The following is a 15,881-nucleotide window of genomic DNA, read 5'->3' on the forward strand; positions in this document are numbered from 1 at the left end:
TATAGATCAACAACCTGAACCTTTGTGCTGCTCCTCGCTGGCTTCCCTGGCTAGCCCTGCTGCTGATACCTCTTTTTCTACGTTTCCTCTCATGGAAGAATCAACCCAACCCCGTACGCTGACCACCGCTGCCGGCCGCCCAATTTTCGACAATCAAAACTCCCTTTCGGCGGGTCCGCGCGGGCCGCTGCTGCTCCAGGATTACTTCCTGCACGAGAAGCTGGCCCACTTTAACCGGGAGCGAATTCCGGAGCGCGTAGTGCATGCCAAGGGGTCGGGCGCTTACGGCACCTTCAAGGTTACTCATGATATTACGAGCCTCACCCGGGCCCAGCTTTTCAGCCAGGTTGGCAACCAGTGCCGCATCTTTCTGCGCTTCAGCACGGTAGGCGGCGAGAAAGGCTCGGCCGATACGGAGCGTGACCCCCGCGGCTTCGCCTTGAAATTCTACACGCCGGGCGGCAACTGGGACGTGGTGGGCAATAACACCCCGGTGTTCTTTGTGAAAGACCCAGTGAAGTTCCCCGACTTTATTCACACCCAAAAGCGCGAGGCCCGCTCCAACCTTAAGTCGGCTACGATGATGTGGGACTTTTGGAGCCTGAACCCCGAGAGCCTACACCAGGTCACCATCCTGATGTCGGACCGCGGCACACCCTACGGCTACCGGCACATGCACGGCTTTGGCTCGCACACCTTCTCCCTGATTAACGCCCAGAATGAGCGCACCTGGGTGAAATTCCACTTCCGTACCGAGCAGGGCATCAAGAACTTCACAAACGAAGAAGCGGCCCAAATGAAGGCTCAGGATGCCGACTTCGCCCAGCACGACCTCGTGGACGCCATTGACAGCGGCAATTTCCCGCGCTGGAAGATGTTTATTCAGACCATGACCCAGGAGCAGGCCAAAACCTTCCGCTGGAACCCCTTCGATCTGACCAAGGTGTGGCCCCAGGGCGAGTTTCCGTTGCAGGAAGTAGGTGTGCTGGAACTGAACGAAGTGCCCGTAAACTACCACGCCCACGTGGAGCAAGCTGCCTTTGCTCCGGCGCACGTAGTGGACGGCATCGGCTACTCGCCTGATAAAATGCTGCAAGGCCGCATCCTGAGCTACCCCGACGCCCAGCGCTACCGCCTGGGGGCCAACTACGAACACCTGCCCGTAAACGCCTGCCCCTACGGCTTCAGCAACTACCAGCGCGACGGCCAGATGGCCCTCGGCAATAACGGCGGCCCCGGCCCTAACTACTTCCCCAACTCCTTCGACGGCCCCGCCGAGGATAAGACCGTAGGGGAGCCTGACCAGGAGCTGGACGGCCTGTTTGCCGACCGTTTCGACCGGAACGTGGGTCCTGGCGACGATGACCACTACACCCAGCCTGGCAACCTGTTCCGCCTCCTCGATGCCCAGGCCCAGCGCAACCTCATCGACAACATTGTGGGCTCTATGCGCGGCATCGACGGCCCGAAAAAGGACCTTATCATTCAGCGCCAGCTCTGCCATTGGTTTCGCGCCGACATTCGCCTGGGCATGGCCATTGCTAAAGGCCTTGGGGTAGACGTGGAAATGCCTACCCAGCACCTCCAGCCTGTTGCCGCAGCCGCTGGGTAACTCCGATCTATACTACCGTGGGAATTGAAAAGCCGCTCCGGAATCCGGAGCGGCTTTTTTCGTTAATACCCTACATCCATCGGCAGCACCGTGGCCGGTTCAAGTAGGAGAGCTTGGACACCTACAGCGCCTTTTTGCGCGAGGCCTGGAATTTCTTGATCTGCGGATCGATGATTTTCTTGTCGCCAACTACTACAATGGTCATGGCCTCGGGGCGCACGTATTTGCGGGCGGTTTCACTGACTTGCTGGGGCGTCACGGCATTGATGTTTTTCACCTGCTCAGTAAGGTAGGAGTCGGGGAGGTCGTGCAGGTCCAGGGTGTTGAGCTGGCCGATGATGCCGCCGGGCGTGGAGTTGCGCAGCACAAACAGTCCCGACTCATAATTCTGGATGCCTTTCAGCTCTTCGGCGGTAGGCGGCGTTTTCTGCAGGCGCTCAATCTCGTACACAATTTCCTTGAGGGAGTTACCCGTTTCCTGGGTGGTCACATCGGCATTCTGGCTCCAGTTGCCGGCGCGGTAGTGGGTTTCAATGTAGCTGTAGGGCGAGTACGTATAGCCCTTGTCTTCCCGAATGTTGCGCGTGATGCGCGAGCCGAACGAGCCACCCAGCAGGGAGTTCATCACCCGCACCCGCATGTAGTCGGGGTGCGAGGGGTCAACCACGGGCATGCCAATCACGATGGTCGACTGCGGAGCGCTGGGACGGTCCAGGGTCAGCACGTCGGGGCGGATTTGGGCTTTGGCAATTTCGATGTGAGGTACAGGTCCTTTCGTCCACTCGCTCCAGCTTTTGGTAATGGCCTGGCGCAGGGCGCCCTGGTCGAACTTGCCGGCCACGTACACGCTGGTGCGCTGGGCCCCGTACTGATTCTGGTAGAAGGCTTTTACCTGCTCCAGAGTTAGGGCATCAATGGCAGCATCGGTGGGCAAAGGGCGCCCGTAAGGGTGGCTGCCGTAGAGGGAGGCGGTAAATTTCTGGCGAGCCTGGGTGCCGGGCTGAGCGCGGGCCAAGTTCATCTGGCGCTTGAAATCAGCCTTGATGCGGGGCAGTTCACTGGCGGGTAGGGCCGGGTGCTGCACTACATCGGCCAGCAGCGTGGCCAGCGCCGGCGCATATTCCGAGAGGCAGGATGCCCACAGCATAGTCTGGTCCTGCCCCACTGATACGTTCAATGAGCCGCCCATACGCGCTATTTTATCAGCCAGTTGGGTAGCGTTGAGGCTGCTGGTGCCCTCGCTCAGCAGCTTACCCAGCAAGTCAGCAATGCCTACCTGGTCGGGGGCTTCGTGCACGTTGCCGGCCTGAATGGCGACCATCATCGTCACTTTCGGCACTTGACCGTAAGGTACCAGCTTGGCCGACAGGCCGTTGGGCAGTTCAAACTCTTCCTTGGCAGGTAGGGCAAAGTCGCGGGGGGTGCCGCCGGGGGGCGGGGTTTCCTTGGGTGTAGCCGACGCCGTTGGGGCAGCCGCTGCCTTGGCGGCCGTAGTGGGTTTGGAAGCGGGTTTCGCCGCGGCTTTGGTTTGGGCCAGCGCCAGCGGCGCGGTAGTGGTTATGAGGACTGCACTGAGCAGCCCGAGGTAGAAGCTTTTCATCTGGATATCGGACGTAAGATGTAGCGCGAAGCTGAACCTTCGCAAATCGTTGCGGCAGTTGAACGTGGTAGATGCTACTCGTTGAACGATGCGCGAAGCTGGAGCTTCGCACTACCACCTACTAGCTCTTAGCCAGCGGATTGACAATGAGAACCGTACGGTTGGTTGGGCGCAGGTATTCCTGAATGGTCTTCTGCATTACGGCCGGCGTAACCTTGCGAAACTCGCCTTCCAAGGTGTTGATGCGGGCCGGGTTGTTGTCAAACAGGGCGAAGGAGGCCAGCATATCGGCGCGGCCGAAGTTGTCGGAGCCGGAAAGCTGATCATAGAGGTTGGAGCGCAACTTCACCACCGCCAAATCCAGGGTCGACTGGTCGATGCCGCCCCGGGCCAGACGGTTGATTTCCTGGTCGAGCACGCTCACGACGGAGTCCGATTTCACGGTCTGGTCGTAGGTCAGGTTGCCCATCCAAAGCATGGGGCCGGCGTAGTTAAAGGCGTTGCCCAGGTAGTTGATGCCCCCGCTCACGTCGTCGGTGAGGCCGCGCTTCTGCACCATGGCCTGGTAGAGGCGCGAGTCTTTGCCCTGGAGCAGAATCTGGTCGAGCAGGATAAGGGCGTAGTACTCAGGGGTGTTACGCTCGGGCATGTGGTAGGCAAAAGCCAGGGCCGGCTTAGTTGCCAGCTTGTCGTCCTTGGTGAAGCGCTGCTCCTTTTCCTGACGGGGCTCCGTGAGGTCGGGCTTGGGCGGCTGCGCTACGGCCGGAATGCCCGCAAAGTACTTCTCAACCCAAGCCTTGGCCTCAGCCGGCTCAAAGTCGCCGACCACAGCTAGGGCAGCGTTGTTGGGGGCGTAATAGGTTTTGAAGAACTGTTGGGCGTCTTCCAGGGTAGCGGCGTCGAGGTCCTTCAGGTCGCCGTAGAAGTTGTGGGCGTTGTTCCAGTTTTTGTTGGCGTACTGGGGCATGTCCAGCCACGGAAAGCCGCCGTAGGGCTGGTTAAGCACGTTCACGCGCACCTCGTTTTTGACTACCCCCTGCTGGTTGGTTAAGTTGGCCTGGTTGATGGCGAGGCCGCGCATCCGGTCGGCCTCGGCCCAGAGCATGGTTTCCAGCTTGTGGGCGGGCACTACCTCGAAGTAGTTGGTAAAGTCGAAGCGGGTAGAGCCGTTCAGAATGCCGCCGTTTTTCTGAATCAGCTGAATAAACTCCATTTTGCCAAGGTTCTGGGAGCCCTGAAACATCAGGTGCTCGAAGAGGTGGGCAAAGCCGGTGCGGTTGCGGGGCTCGTTGCGAAACCCAATGTTATAGTAGGCCGCCACGGTAGCCGTGGGCGCCGTATGGTCGGGAGAGAGGACAACTTTCAGCCCGTTCGGGAGGGTATAATATTCCACCGGAATCTGGAAGGACGCCGCCGCCGACGGAGTTGCCGGCGCCGCCTCGGCCGTGGGCGGCGGGGTCGTGCTTGTGGTGGCGACGGAAGTAGTCTTAGGGCTGCAGGCTCCGAGGGTCAGCAGGAAGGCCGCGCCCCAGCCCAGCGCATAACTTCGTGGAGTAATTGGCTTCATAATCAGCGAGTAGAAAGGGTGAAGTATCCGGAATCGACCTTAACCTACACAATCTTCCGCAAAGAATTAATCCTACCCTATATAAGAAAAATAGATAATCAACCAACCAGGTATCATCAGACCTAGCCGGCCGCTTTTGGTCAATGAAACGAATGATCAGGTGGCGTAAGCAATGTCCACCCGCAGGCTGGGCAGGCAAAAACAGCTGGTAGCTCAGGCAAGCCCGGGCGCCTTAGTTGGCGGCAAAGCACTCCACTCACAGGCATCATCTCCTGTACTATACCTATGTAAGCCAGCTGTACACCTATATGTAAAAGAGAAAACCCACCAACCTGCCTTCTCAGAAGACAAGCTGGTGGGTTTTTGGCGCTAGCAGCGAAACTGGTTATTGCTTTACTACCCGTATGGTTTCTGTTGCGTTGCCCGATTTGGCTAAGCGCAACAGGTATACGCCGGGCTGCAGGTCAGTGAGGTTGTTGAGGGCCACGCTGTTGGAGCCGGCGCTCAGTACTACCCGCTGCTGCCGAATCACGCGGCCGGTGAGGTCAACCAGGGTTAGGTTGGCTTCGCTGGCACCGTTGGCGTCCATGGTCAGGTAGAGGGCATCCGTGAAAGGGTTAGGGAAGGCAGTAGCCACTTTGCCCGACTGCTGCGCGCCCCCGAAGTTCACAATTTTTGGACCGTAGAAGTGCTCAGTGCCGTTCAGGTCAATCTGGCGCAAACGGTAGTAGCGCATGCCGCTCTTGCTACCTTCCTTGTCCTCGTAGCGGTAAGTGCGCAGCCGCTCGCTGTTGGGTGTAACGCTCGGGATAAAAGTCAGAGTCCGGAACGTGCGGCCATCATTGGATACCTGCACCTCGAAGCCTTTGCTGTTCAGCTCCATAATCGTCTGCCAGGTCAGAACCACATCCTGATTCGTGCGCTTGGCATCAAACGCCGTGAGGGTTACGGGCAGGGGCTCGGTTGCTTCGCTGAGGGTGAAGGTAGCGAAGGTGCGGACGTTGTTCTTGGTCAGTTCGTTGGTAGTCGTGTTGAGAGCGTCGCGGCCTAGCTGGCCAAACACGTCGCCCGACGAGGTAGAAACGAACAGCGCTAGGTTGTTCTCATTCAGCGACTGGTTGTTGTTGGCGAGGTTACGCGTTTCGTTATCCAGGTAACGGAACACCATGGTTGCGCTCAGGCCACCATTGTTCGTCTGCTGGTCGGCCGGCCGTACCCCAAAGATGCGACGGATGCTGGGGCGGGCGTTGGCGCCGTTATTAATGGAGGGGTAGTTTTCGCCCGTGTTGCGGGTTACAGTTACTACACCCGGGTCATTGCCGGCAAAAGTCAGCGTCAGGCCAATGTTGCCGAAGTCCTGGGGCGTATTGATGCCAGTGGCCTGAGAAATCTTTACGAAGCCTCGCAGGTAGGTAGCGTCCGTTTCGCCAATGATACGGCCGGCCGGGATGACTACACCCGCCGCTACAGTAGCAGGGAACAACTCTACAAACGAGGTATTTACGTCACGGATGTTGGTAGACAGGATACCGCTAGTAAAGCGCAGGGTGCCGCCGGGCTGCACGGCAAAGTTGCGAACCAGCGTTTTGGTGCCGCCGCCGGCAATTACAATGTTCACAAAGCCTGAAGCTGAACCGCTAATTTCCTGATCAGTACCGGCAAAGGTTATTGTCGTGTTTTCGCGCTGAATGAAGCTATCCTGGATGTTGCTGAAGTTGCGGTACACCTCTAGGTTGCCTACTACCAAACGCGTGATGGAGCGCTGAGCTTGGCTGCTGCCCTGCATAATCAGGTCACGGGTTTGGGCCGGACCCGAACCAGTGTTGTTGTAGCCTTCTACCGGCGTAACCACGTCGCGGAAGGTACCATCGGCATTCTGGATGCGGGTAGTCGTGGTGCTGTTAGGCTTAATGGCGTTGCTATAGATGTTGGGGTACTGCACCGTAGAGCCCGAGCCGAAGTCCGGAATAGTAGCATCCTTACCAGGATTTGGCACACCGTTCGTCCAGTTAGCGGCATCAAACCAGTTATCGTTCTTGCCACCCGTCCAGGTAGTAGACGTTGGCGGCTCAGTAGGGCGGGTACCGGTTACGGTGAAGCTAGCCCGGTAGAACGTGGTAGGCGGGTCCGAGATGGTAAAGTCATCCCCCGAAATGGAGTTGCTGCCATCCGCCGCGAATTGCACACTCAGTGTGTAAGAGCCAGAGGTCAGTCCGTTGAGCACGTTAACGTTGCCAGTAGTGGCCGCAAAGGTGCGGGTACCACCGTTGACGCTAGTCTGCGTGAGCGTGATAGTGCCAGTTGAAATATTTGTGGTGCTGTTCGAAAGGCGAATTCTGTACAGAAGCCGAGCACCATTAATAACATCCGGGTTAGACTCGGTGGTGGCTATCGTGCCTCCATTCAGCAGCAGTGTGGTCGTAAAGCTGGTGATATCGAAGGTGCCTAGGTTGGCTCCGCCGAAGGCAGGGCTAGGTAAGCCGCCCTTGCCGCCAAATGTTTCGTTTCCACTACCGCGGTCAATGATAACTGTGCTGCCAGTGATGCTGCTATTATCCTGAGCAGCGGCCCGGTAGGAAGAGCCTACTAGTAGGAAGAAAGCTAGAAAAGCCAGAAAAGCACGCATGAGCGTTCTGGTATTCCAACATTGGGAAGAGGAGAGAAAAGGAGTAAGTGTGTTCACTGCAAACAAGTAGCTATTGAGTTAATTGAAAATTTTCCCAAACCAGTTGGCCTATACTGTACTAGGCTCGGTCAGTTGTGGGCGCATATACGGTCGACCTTGGATAAGGCTGCCTTTTTTTCAAATATTTTTCTATTGTATCTTAATAATACCATATACACTATGCATACCAAAATGGGACTACATTTTCCCAAAAACAATTTAGTTCATGTTACAGCCTATTTTTTTATAACTTTTCTTATATCATATAACACAAATATTAGCACTCCCAGCCTATAAAAATTTCTTCATTATTCTACATTTACAATACACTGTGTCCCACTTGTGCGGCTGCCTTTTTCTAAATGAGGCTCATATCAGCGTCTTCGAACGCACCGCCACGAACTCACAGTAAGGCAGCCTGAGCAGCCTAGTGGATAATGCTGTAGGGCACGGCAGGCAGCTTCTTTTTTTGCTCGTGAAGCTCTACCCGTAGCACATCGTGCACGCTCACCCGGATGCGGTTTGCTATCTGCGAAATGGGTAAGTCGTTGCTGTCTAGGCCAAAGGGCTGTTCTATTTCGGTGCCAATCATTTCCAGTCCCAGCATCACGTAGGCTCCAATCATGGTGATGGGCACCATGAAATAGCCCGTGGTGCTCACTAGCACAATGGGCATGATGGCAATGAAGATGGTAATGAACATCTTGATGAAAAAGCTGTACGAGAAGGGAATAGGTGTGGCCTTGATTCGCTCGCAGGAGCCGTTCACCTCCATCATGCCCAGCAAGTGGGGCTTGATGGTGAGCAGATGGGTAGGGGTAATAATCTCAACTTGGCGCAGTTGCTCCAGGCTTTCCTGCAGTACGGCCACAAGGCAGGTGGTCACGCTTTCGGTGGTGTGCAGGCGCTCCATGATGTCGGGGGTAGCCTCCAGCTGATCGAAGTTGACGCGGCCGCGCAGAGTGCCCTTCAGTGCCAGCGGGAAGTTGGAAATCAGGGCCGCGAAGTAGCGCCGACTGGCCACCGCGTCGCGCGGCAGCACGGCGTTAATCTCCATGGCTACTCCCCGGCAGTGCGACACCAATTGGCCCCATAGCCGCCGCCCTTCATAGTACCGGTCGTAGGCCGTGTTGGTGCGGAACACCAGCAGCAGGCTTAGCATAATGCCCAGAAAGGAAAAGTACTCCCTGCCGATAGTCAGGTTGAGGGCGTGAAACTTCAGGGTGGTAGTGGCGATGGCCGTGCCATAAACCCCCACCATGGCCACGCGGAACAGCAGCAGCTTGATAACTTCCGACGTGTGAAAATGCCACAGGGCTTTCCACCATTCCCCAGGTTTATAAACAATCATTGCAGAGCCATTTAGGTGGGCCTGCAACGCCAAATGGTCGAGTTAGGTTAGGGTTATTTTTGCCTTGCTGGGTGGTTGAGCTTTCCGGACTATTTCCTGCTTTTACGAAAAAACACTACCCCACTACCGAGGGCAAATCCCAGATTTACAGCGGGGTAGACTCGTAGCCAGCCGGACGAAATCGGCCGTGCCTATTTTTCCACCTTCAGGGTAGCCGGCCGTGTCGTAAACTCAAACATTTCGCCGTGGGGCATGATGGTGATTTGACCAAACTCGCGGATCATCATCTTGTAACTCTCCCCCACCGGCCTGATTTTCCGGTCGAGGTCATAGAGGCCGCAGGCGTTAACGGCCAGGCGCTTCTCGGCCAGGCTGATGTCCCAGTCGAGTTGGTCGAGGAGGCTGTACCAGGTGAAGCCAACGACGGGCACGCCATCCTGGCGGATGCGCTGCACGTTGACCCACTGCTTCCAGAGCCAGCACTCGGCGTCTTTGGCGTTAAAGGTGTTGGTTTCGGTGTGCATCACGGGTTTGCGGTACCGCTCGTAGTACTGGCGCGTCATGGTGTACCAGCCCAGCACATCTTCGGCCGCGCACCAGTCGCCGTTGGGCTTGATAATCCGCTCGTTACGACCGTAGTAGTCATTGCCCATGATTTGGTAGCCGGGTGGCTCACCGGCCATAAACCAGTCGAGTTCCTGACGCGTCAGGCCGTTATCAAGGCAGTAAATCAGCACTTCCGAGTCGATGGGATGGGCGTAGAGCAAGTCCAGGGACAGGAACCGCAGCTTATTCAGCAAACAGATTTCCGGGGTGGGCACGGCGCGCATCTCGTGCACATACTCCGCCGATTCGCTTTGCACGATAACGCAGTCGGGGCGGTACTTGGCAATCTGCTGGTTGCCCATGATGCTGGCCGCCGCAATATGCTTCATGGCCGTAATAAAGGCCCGGTCGTCCTTGAGCTGCTCGTTCCAGATACCATCCTTGGCGGAAGCCCGGGCCGTGACGTAAATCTCGTTTACGGGAGTGTAAAAGCGCACCCAGGGGTAGCGCCGGGCCACGGCGCCGCAGTACTCCGCAAAGTGCACCGGCAGCTCCGGGTTCTGAAAGTTGCCAATCCAGTCGGGCACCCCAAAGTGCATCAGGTCAAGAATGGGCGTGATACCCAAGCGCTTGATTTCGGCCATGGCCTTATCGGCAAACTCCCAGTCGAACCGGCCCGGCGCCTGATGAATAAGGTAGTAGGGTAGATTATAGCGCAGCACCTTGAGCCCCAACTCCTTAACCAGGGCCAGGTCTTCCTTGTAGCGGGCGTAGTGGTCGGTTTCGGCCAGCAAGTCGCGCCGGATGGTGCCGCCCGCAATAGTGGGGTAAGAACACTCAATTCCGGTGGCAAACATGAAGTTACCCGCGTTGCCGGTGGGTAGGCCGCTGCCATCGTGCCCCGCCGCGCCGCCGTACTCGTCGCCCTCGTACAGGCCGTCGCCGAAGTTGTCCTTGATGTGCGTTAAAAAGCTTTTGGCCATGGGGCAATAGTTGTCAGGGGTCGGGGGTTGATTGGCAGTTGTTGGTCCAGAGTGCGTTGGAAGTGGGCATACGCTGACAACTGACAGCTGGCACCTGACAACAGGAATCATCTATCCAGCCGCTGCTGGGCAGCCAGAAATTTGTCGGCGGTACGCAGGCTCAGGGCCATGATGGTGAGGGCCGGGTTGACGCTGAGGGCGCTGGGGAACACGGAGTTGTCGCAGATGTAGAGGTTGGGCACATCAAAGGCGCGGCCCTCGGCATTTACCACGGCATCGTCGCCGGAGAGGCCCATGCGGGCGGTACCAATGGTATGGGCATAGCGCTCAAAAGCCCAGATGTCGCGGGCGCCGGCCGCTTCCCAAATCTGACGCATCAGCTTTTCGGCGTGGGCGTTCATGCGCTGCTCGTTTTCCTGGGCCGTGAAGTGCACGCGCGGCTTGGGCAAACCGCGCACATCCTTTTCCTCGGCCAGCTCCAGGAAGTTGTTGTCGTGGGGCAGACAGTCGCCGAGGATGTTGATGCCGGCAGTATGGTTGTAGCTGCGCATGTAGTCGCGCAGGGGCTGACCCCAGAGCTTACGCTTGCGAGCCATTTGAGAGGCAAACGTAACGGGCATTACACCAATGCTTTGCAGCAGGTAGCCGCCCGCAAAATCAGCATCCGGGGGCCGGTGGGTGTCCTCCGAAATCAGCCCGCCCGGAATGCCTTTGTAAGGTCGGATATCCTCCTCGAAGGTGCCCCACACCTGCATGCCGGGGTGGGCCATAAAGTTCTTGCCCACCTGCCCGCTGGTAAGGGCCAGCTCATTGAGCAGCAGTAGGCGGGGTGTTTCCACGGCCCCGGCGCACAGAAACAGGTGGCGGCAACGCTGGCGTTTTTGCTCCCCGTGCTGGGTGTACACTACCGCCGTTACGCGGCCCCGGGCGTCGCGCTCAATTTCCGTTACATAAGCCTCAGCCCGGATTTCAGCGCCGTGGGCTTCGGCCAGGGGCAGGAAGGTAACGTCCATACTGGCTTTGGCCCCGCGGTTGCAGCCAGCCTGGCAGAAGCCCCGATTGGTGCAGGCTTCGCGCCAGCCAATGCCTTCCTGGTAGTAGCGCGCCGACAGCGCCGCATTGGCAGCCGGTGAGGTTCGGATGCCCAAGTCCGCGCAGGCTTTCTGCATGAGCAGGGCGGCCCCGTTCAAGGGTAGCGGCACCAGGGGGTAGCCCGTGCGGCGCTTGGCATCCCAGGGGTAGGGCGTGGGCCCGCTGATACCCAGAAAGTGCTCCAGTTCCTCGTAATACGGCTCCAATTCCTCCACGCCGAAAGGCCAATCGACCCCCTTGCCAAAATCAGTGAACAGGCGCAGGTCGCCGCGGTGGGCGCGCGGGGTGTAGGCGGTGTAGTGCAGCGTGGAGCCGCCCACACCAGTACCGGAGTTGTTGTTGCCAAAAGCTACCGGGTTGCGGCCCGCCGATAGGCGCTCATCGTTCCAGAACAGGAAGTGCTGGGCTTTTTCGTCGGTGGCGTAGTCGCGGGTAGGGTCGCGGCGGGGACCGGCTTCCAGGGCCACTACCTTCAGGCCGGCCATGGCCAGGCGGGCCAGTAGGGGCGCACCACCGGCCCCGGTGCCAATAACTACGCAGTCCACCTCATCCACGGGGTCGGGCAAGGGGGCAGGCTGCTCCAGCTCCACGGGGGCTTCGGCCAGCAAGCCAGCGTTTTCGGCCAAGATGCTTTTCAGCAAAGGATCCTGTATTTCCGGTTTGACGGGGTTCAGAACGCCTTCCTCCAGAACTTCTTCGTCGGGCATAAAGAGAGGTAGTAATTGAGTGGTTAGGCGGGGTAGTAAACTGGTAAGATGCTGGGCTAGTGGGTTTTTCGGGCCACCGGCGGGTAGGGCGCCATCAGCGCGGTTCAGGCCGGTAGCACAAAAACTCACTAGTTCACCAGCTCACTACTTTGCCGCCTCCGGCTCGCGGGCTTCTAGTTGATTGGGCTCAAGGTGGTGCCAGCCGGACACGTCGGCCATGCCCACGTAGCCGATTTCCTCCTGAGCCAGTGGGTGCGAGTAGTAGTCCTCCGTTAGCTCGGCCAGCAGTTCTTCAAAAAACCGGTCGATGGGCAGGTGCTGCCAGTTTTCGCCGGGGGCCGTACCGTTGGCGACGGCCGCTATAATCTGGTCTTGCTCAGGTTCGGGCAGCTGCACGAAAGGCCGCTGAAATAGCGCCTGGGCGGCCTGGTTGATGCCTCCCAGGCCCAGGCGGTAGGCTTCCCGATCGGGCGGCATGGCATCATAGCGCCAGCCGTCGGAGTCGCCCTGAGCCAGCCGCTTATCCACTACCGGGGCCAGCTCGATAGGCTCTGGGCGCTCGGGCTGGGGATAAATACGCGCGGCTACGGCCCGCAGCAGCTGATAGGTAGCCTCGTCGAAGAACTGGGGCGGGTGCACCGAGGTATCTAGGCGAGGCAGCAAGGCGGCGCGGGTAGCTTCCGTCACGAGGTCGGTCTGGAGCAGGGCGCGCACGGTGCCGTCGGGGTAGTGAGGGGAAGCCATTCGGGTCGGAAGTCAGCCAGTGAAACAGAAGAACGTAGCCTTACTGACGAGCTAGGCCAGCGCAAGGTTTCTACTCAACAATAAAAGCGCCTACTTGGCTTGAAAATCAGGCGCTTTTCATTCCGGCGGCCCTCAATTCCCGATCCGATGCAGAGAAGCGGCCCCCGTGGCGGCGCCAACCGGTAGTCCGCGGCTGGTTGTTTGCTCCGCTGGACTTCGGAGTTCATGTTGTCATTCCGAGCGCAGCGAAGAAGCTGAGTTTACCATGCAACGGCCAGACTCAGCTTCCTCGCTGCGCTCGGAATGACAGGTAGGTTGCCTGTACAAGCATGATTGGCTCTGGCGCCAAGCCGCGGACTGTAGGTTGGCGCCGCTACGAGGGTCGCTTCTCTACCTCAGGAGGGCTACCGGAAACTCCGCTCAACCGCCGCTTTTCCCAATTCATGCTTCTTATTGGTCGCTGCTCATTTTGCCGCCCGTCACGTGTACCAGGGAGCCGGTCATGAACGAGCCATCCTGGGAGGCCAGCAGCACATAGGCCGGGGCCAGCTCCTCGGGCTGGCCGGGGCGGGCCAGGGCCACCTCGTAGCCGAACTTTTCAATTTCTTCCCGCGGCATGGTCCCCGGAATATTGGGCGTCCAGACCGGGCCGGGCACCACGCAGTTCACCCGGATTCCTCGCTCGCCGAGGTAGGTAGCCAGGCTTTTGGTGAGGGCATGAATGGCCGACTTGGTGCAGGCATAGTCTACCAGAATCGGGATGCCCGTCAGGCCCACAATGCTGCCCGTGTTAATGATGCAGTCGTCTTGCTGCAGGTGCGGAATAGCGGCCTGCGCCAGCCAGATGTAGCCCAGGATATTGGTATCGAAAGTGCGCCGAATCTGCTCTTCGGAAATGTCCTCGAACTTTTCGGCGCTCATCTGAAAGGCCGCATTATTGACCAAGATGTTGAGGCCGCCCAACTCCTTGCGGGTCAGGCGCACGGCTTGCTTGCACTGTTCCGGGTCGCGCACGTCCAGTTGGAGCAGCAGGCAGCGGCGGTTTTGGGCTTCCACGAGGCGCTTGGTTTCCTCGGCATCCACGGTGTTTTCGTTGTAGAGCACCGCCACGTGGGCGCCCTCCATGGCAAAGGCCACAGCCACGGCCCGCCCGATGCCGGAGTCGGCCCCGGTCACCAGCGCAATTTTGTTCTGCAGCTTGCCCGCGGCCCGGTACGTGGAGAAATCCATGGCCGGCTGCAGCTTCATATCGGCTTGCCGGGCCGGGTAGGGCAGCTTCTGCGCGTGCTCTTTCATTTCCTTGGCCGTCGGCCGCTTTACGGGCTTGGGCGCCTCGGTGGCAGCCGCTGCTTTCTTGGCAGCCGGGGTAGCCGCCAGTTTTTCAGCGGGAGTTTTCTGGGAAGCAGGGGTAGCAGCAGAAGCTTTCTTGGCAGCCATGGGGTCGTATGCTTATGGTTGAGTTGGTTGCTTACGCAGATTCCGACCTCAACAGCTAACCCCTCCCCCAGCCCTTCTCCTCAGGTAGAAAGAAAGGAGGCCGGGGATGAGGTTAGGCCAGAACATAAAAAACCCGCTCTGGCTTATGCCAGAGCGGGTTTTTCGGAAACGGACTGACGTATGCCCGTTAGTTGTTCTGGTAGTCAACGGGCTCTTTCACGTCCGCGCCCTGGTCTTGCAGGGAGGGGTAGTCGATGTAGCCTTTGTCGCCGGGCACGTAGAACGTGCTGGGGTCGGGGGTGTTGAGGGCCGCCCCGATGCGGAAGCGCTCCACCAGGTCGGGGTTGGCAATGAAGGGCACGCCGAAGGCAATCAGGTCGGCTTCGTTGTTGGCCAGGGCCTTATCGGCGGTTTCGTGGGTGTAGCCCCCGTTCAAAATGAACGTGCCCTTGAAGATGTTGCGCAGGTGCGCGGCAACAGCCGGCACGCCGGGCTTGGCGGCCATCGGGTGGCCGGGCAGGGCCTCAATTACGTGCAGGTAGGCCAGGTTGAACTGATTGAGCTGCTCGGTTACGTAGCTGAAGGTGCGTACCGGGTCTGAATCGTGGATGCTGGCGCTGCCCTGGGGCGAGAGGCGGATGCCCACCCGGTCGGCGCCGAGCTCGTCCACCACCGCCCGCACTACCTCCAGCACGAAGCGGGTACGGTTTTCCAGGCTGCCGCCGTACTCGTCGGTGCGCTGGTTGGAGCCGTCCTGAATAAACTGGTCGAGCAGGTAGCCGTTGGCCCCGTGGATTTCGGCCCCATCAAAACCAGCCAGCTTGGCGTTGCGGGCGGCCTGGCGGAACTGGTCGACTACCCCGGCAATTTCGCTCAGCTCCAGGGCGCGCGGCGTGGGCACGTCCTCAAAGCCTTGGCCCGTAAAGGCCTTGGCGCCTTCCGGCTTGATGGCCGAGGGAGCAACCGGCAGCTCACCGTTGTGGAAGAAGGGGTGCGACACGCGGCCTACGTGCCAGAGCTGGATGTAAATGCGGCCCCCTGCGGCGTGCACCGCGTCGGTTACTTTCTTCCAGCCGGCTACCTGCTCCTGGGAATAAATGCCGGGCGTGTTGATGTAGCCCACGCCCTGGGGCGACACCTGCGAGCCTTCCGAGATGATAAGGCCGGCCGTAGCCCGCTGCACGTAGTATTTCACTACCGAGTCGGTGGGCACGTTGCCGTCGTTGGTGGCCCGGCTGCGCGTCATGGGCGCCATGGCAAAGCGGTTGGGCAGGGAAAGCGCGCCCACTTGCACGGGCGTGAACAGATTGGGGGTTTGGCTCATGATGAAGTCGCTGTATAAGAAACAGGGATGTACCGTTTCAGCACCCATCAACTGATGTCTATACACTAATGTTTTCAGTTTGCTGCCGAAAAGCAAAACTGTCCTTCCGAGCGGCGCGAGGGAAGATAGGTGGCTGGCGAGAGAAGGGAACGTCATGCTGGCAACCCAGACCAGCGGCACCCCCGCTCCGCAGAGTGAACAGCAAACGAAGAGAACGTCATGCCGAGCCGCAGCCGAAGTATCTCGCGGACTG

The 15,881-nt window shown here is 58.9% G+C and carries 10 protein-coding genes; 1 reads left to right on the forward strand and 9 read right to left on the reverse strand.

Annotation, left to right across the window (positions count from 1 at the left end):
* Nucleotides 1–91 precede the first annotated feature (91 nt).
* The gene (locus tag IEW18_RS06520; protein ID WP_188557023.1) at nt 92–1,612 is read left to right on the forward strand and encodes a catalase; all 1,521 of its coding nucleotides are present in this window, start codon (nt 92–94) and stop codon (nt 1,610–1,612) included.
* 121 nt (nt 1,613–1,733) lie between these two features.
* Here the strand turns inward: IEW18_RS06520 and IEW18_RS06525 are convergent, their stop codons facing one another.
* From IEW18_RS06525 to IEW18_RS06565, 9 genes are all read right to left on the reverse strand, one after another.
* The gene (locus IEW18_RS06525) at nt 1,734–3,212 is read right to left on the reverse strand and encodes a M16 family metallopeptidase (RefSeq protein ID WP_188557024.1); all 1,479 of its coding nucleotides are present in this window, start codon (nt 3,210–3,212) and stop codon (nt 1,734–1,736) included.
* Between the two features lie 121 nt (nt 3,213–3,333).
* On the reverse strand, nt 3,334–4,779 hold the full coding sequence (locus IEW18_RS06530; RefSeq protein WP_188557025.1) for a M16 family metallopeptidase: 1,446 nt from the start codon (nt 4,777–4,779) through the stop codon (nt 3,334–3,336).
* A gap of 385 nt (nt 4,780–5,164) precedes the next feature.
* The gene (locus IEW18_RS06535) at nt 5,165–7,405 is read right to left on the reverse strand and encodes a T9SS type A sorting domain-containing protein (RefSeq protein WP_188557026.1); all 2,241 of its coding nucleotides are present in this window, start codon (nt 7,403–7,405) and stop codon (nt 5,165–5,167) included.
* A gap of 466 nt (nt 7,406–7,871) precedes the next feature.
* Complete coding sequence (locus IEW18_RS06540; RefSeq protein ID WP_188557027.1) at nt 7,872–8,795, reverse strand: bestrophin family protein; 924 nt, start codon at nt 8,793–8,795, stop codon at nt 7,872–7,874.
* Between the two features lie 191 nt (nt 8,796–8,986).
* Nucleotides 8,987–10,324 (reverse strand): family 1 glycosylhydrolase, encoded by a 1,338-nt coding sequence (locus IEW18_RS06545; RefSeq protein ID WP_188557028.1) that lies wholly within the window; start codon nt 10,322–10,324, stop codon nt 8,987–8,989.
* Between the two features lie 107 nt (nt 10,325–10,431).
* On the reverse strand, nt 10,432–12,123 hold the full coding sequence (locus tag IEW18_RS06550; protein ID WP_188557029.1) for a GMC family oxidoreductase: 1,692 nt from the start codon (nt 12,121–12,123) through the stop codon (nt 10,432–10,434).
* A gap of 144 nt (nt 12,124–12,267) precedes the next feature.
* Nucleotides 12,268–12,867: a gluconate 2-dehydrogenase subunit 3 family protein gene (locus tag IEW18_RS06555; protein ID WP_188557030.1), complete on the reverse strand. Its 600-nt coding sequence runs from the start codon at nt 12,865–12,867 to the stop codon at nt 12,268–12,270.
* A gap of 450 nt (nt 12,868–13,317) precedes the next feature.
* Nucleotides 13,318–14,304, reverse strand: coding sequence for an SDR family oxidoreductase (locus IEW18_RS06560; RefSeq protein WP_188557031.1), 987 nt, complete (start codon nt 14,302–14,304; stop codon nt 13,318–13,320).
* A 187-nt stretch (nt 14,305–14,491) separates the two neighbouring features.
* Nucleotides 14,492–15,628, reverse strand: a complete 1,137-nt coding sequence (locus IEW18_RS06565) for an alkene reductase (RefSeq protein ID WP_188557032.1) — start codon at nt 15,626–15,628, stop codon at nt 14,492–14,494.
* Nucleotides 15,629–15,881: the final 253 nt, after the last annotated feature.

Source organism: Hymenobacter glacieicola (assembly GCF_014640315.1).
Classification (GTDB): domain Bacteria; phylum Bacteroidota; class Bacteroidia; order Cytophagales; family Hymenobacteraceae; genus Hymenobacter; species Hymenobacter glacieicola.

Coding starts and splice junctions, on each gene's coding strand:
- IEW18_RS06520 (WP_188557023.1), top strand. CDS start 92: ATGGAAGAATCAACCCAACCCCGTACGCTGACCACCGCTGCCGGCCGC.
- IEW18_RS06525 (WP_188557024.1), bottom strand. CDS start 3,212: ATGAAAAGCTTCTACCTCGGGCTGCTCAGTGCAGTCCTCATAACCACT.
- IEW18_RS06530 (WP_188557025.1), bottom strand. CDS start 4,779: ATGAAGCCAATTACTCCACGAAGTTATGCGCTGGGCTGGGGCGCGGCC.
- IEW18_RS06535 (WP_188557026.1), bottom strand. CDS start 7,405: ATGCGTGCTTTTCTGGCTTTTCTAGCTTTCTTCCTACTAGTAGGCTCT.
- IEW18_RS06540 (WP_188557027.1), bottom strand. CDS start 8,795: ATGATTGTTTATAAACCTGGGGAATGGTGGAAAGCCCTGTGGCATTTT.
- IEW18_RS06545 (WP_188557028.1), bottom strand. CDS start 10,324: ATGGCCAAAAGCTTTTTAACGCACATCAAGGACAACTTCGGCGACGGC.
- IEW18_RS06550 (WP_188557029.1), bottom strand. CDS start 12,123: ATGCCCGACGAAGAAGTTCTGGAGGAAGGCGTTCTGAACCCCGTCAAA.
- IEW18_RS06555 (WP_188557030.1), bottom strand. CDS start 12,867: ATGGCTTCCCCTCACTACCCCGACGGCACCGTGCGCGCCCTGCTCCAG.
- IEW18_RS06560 (WP_188557031.1), bottom strand. CDS start 14,304: ATGGCTGCCAAGAAAGCTTCTGCTGCTACCCCTGCTTCCCAGAAAACT.
- IEW18_RS06565 (WP_188557032.1), bottom strand. CDS start 15,628: ATGAGCCAAACCCCCAATCTGTTCACGCCCGTGCAAGTGGGCGCGCTT.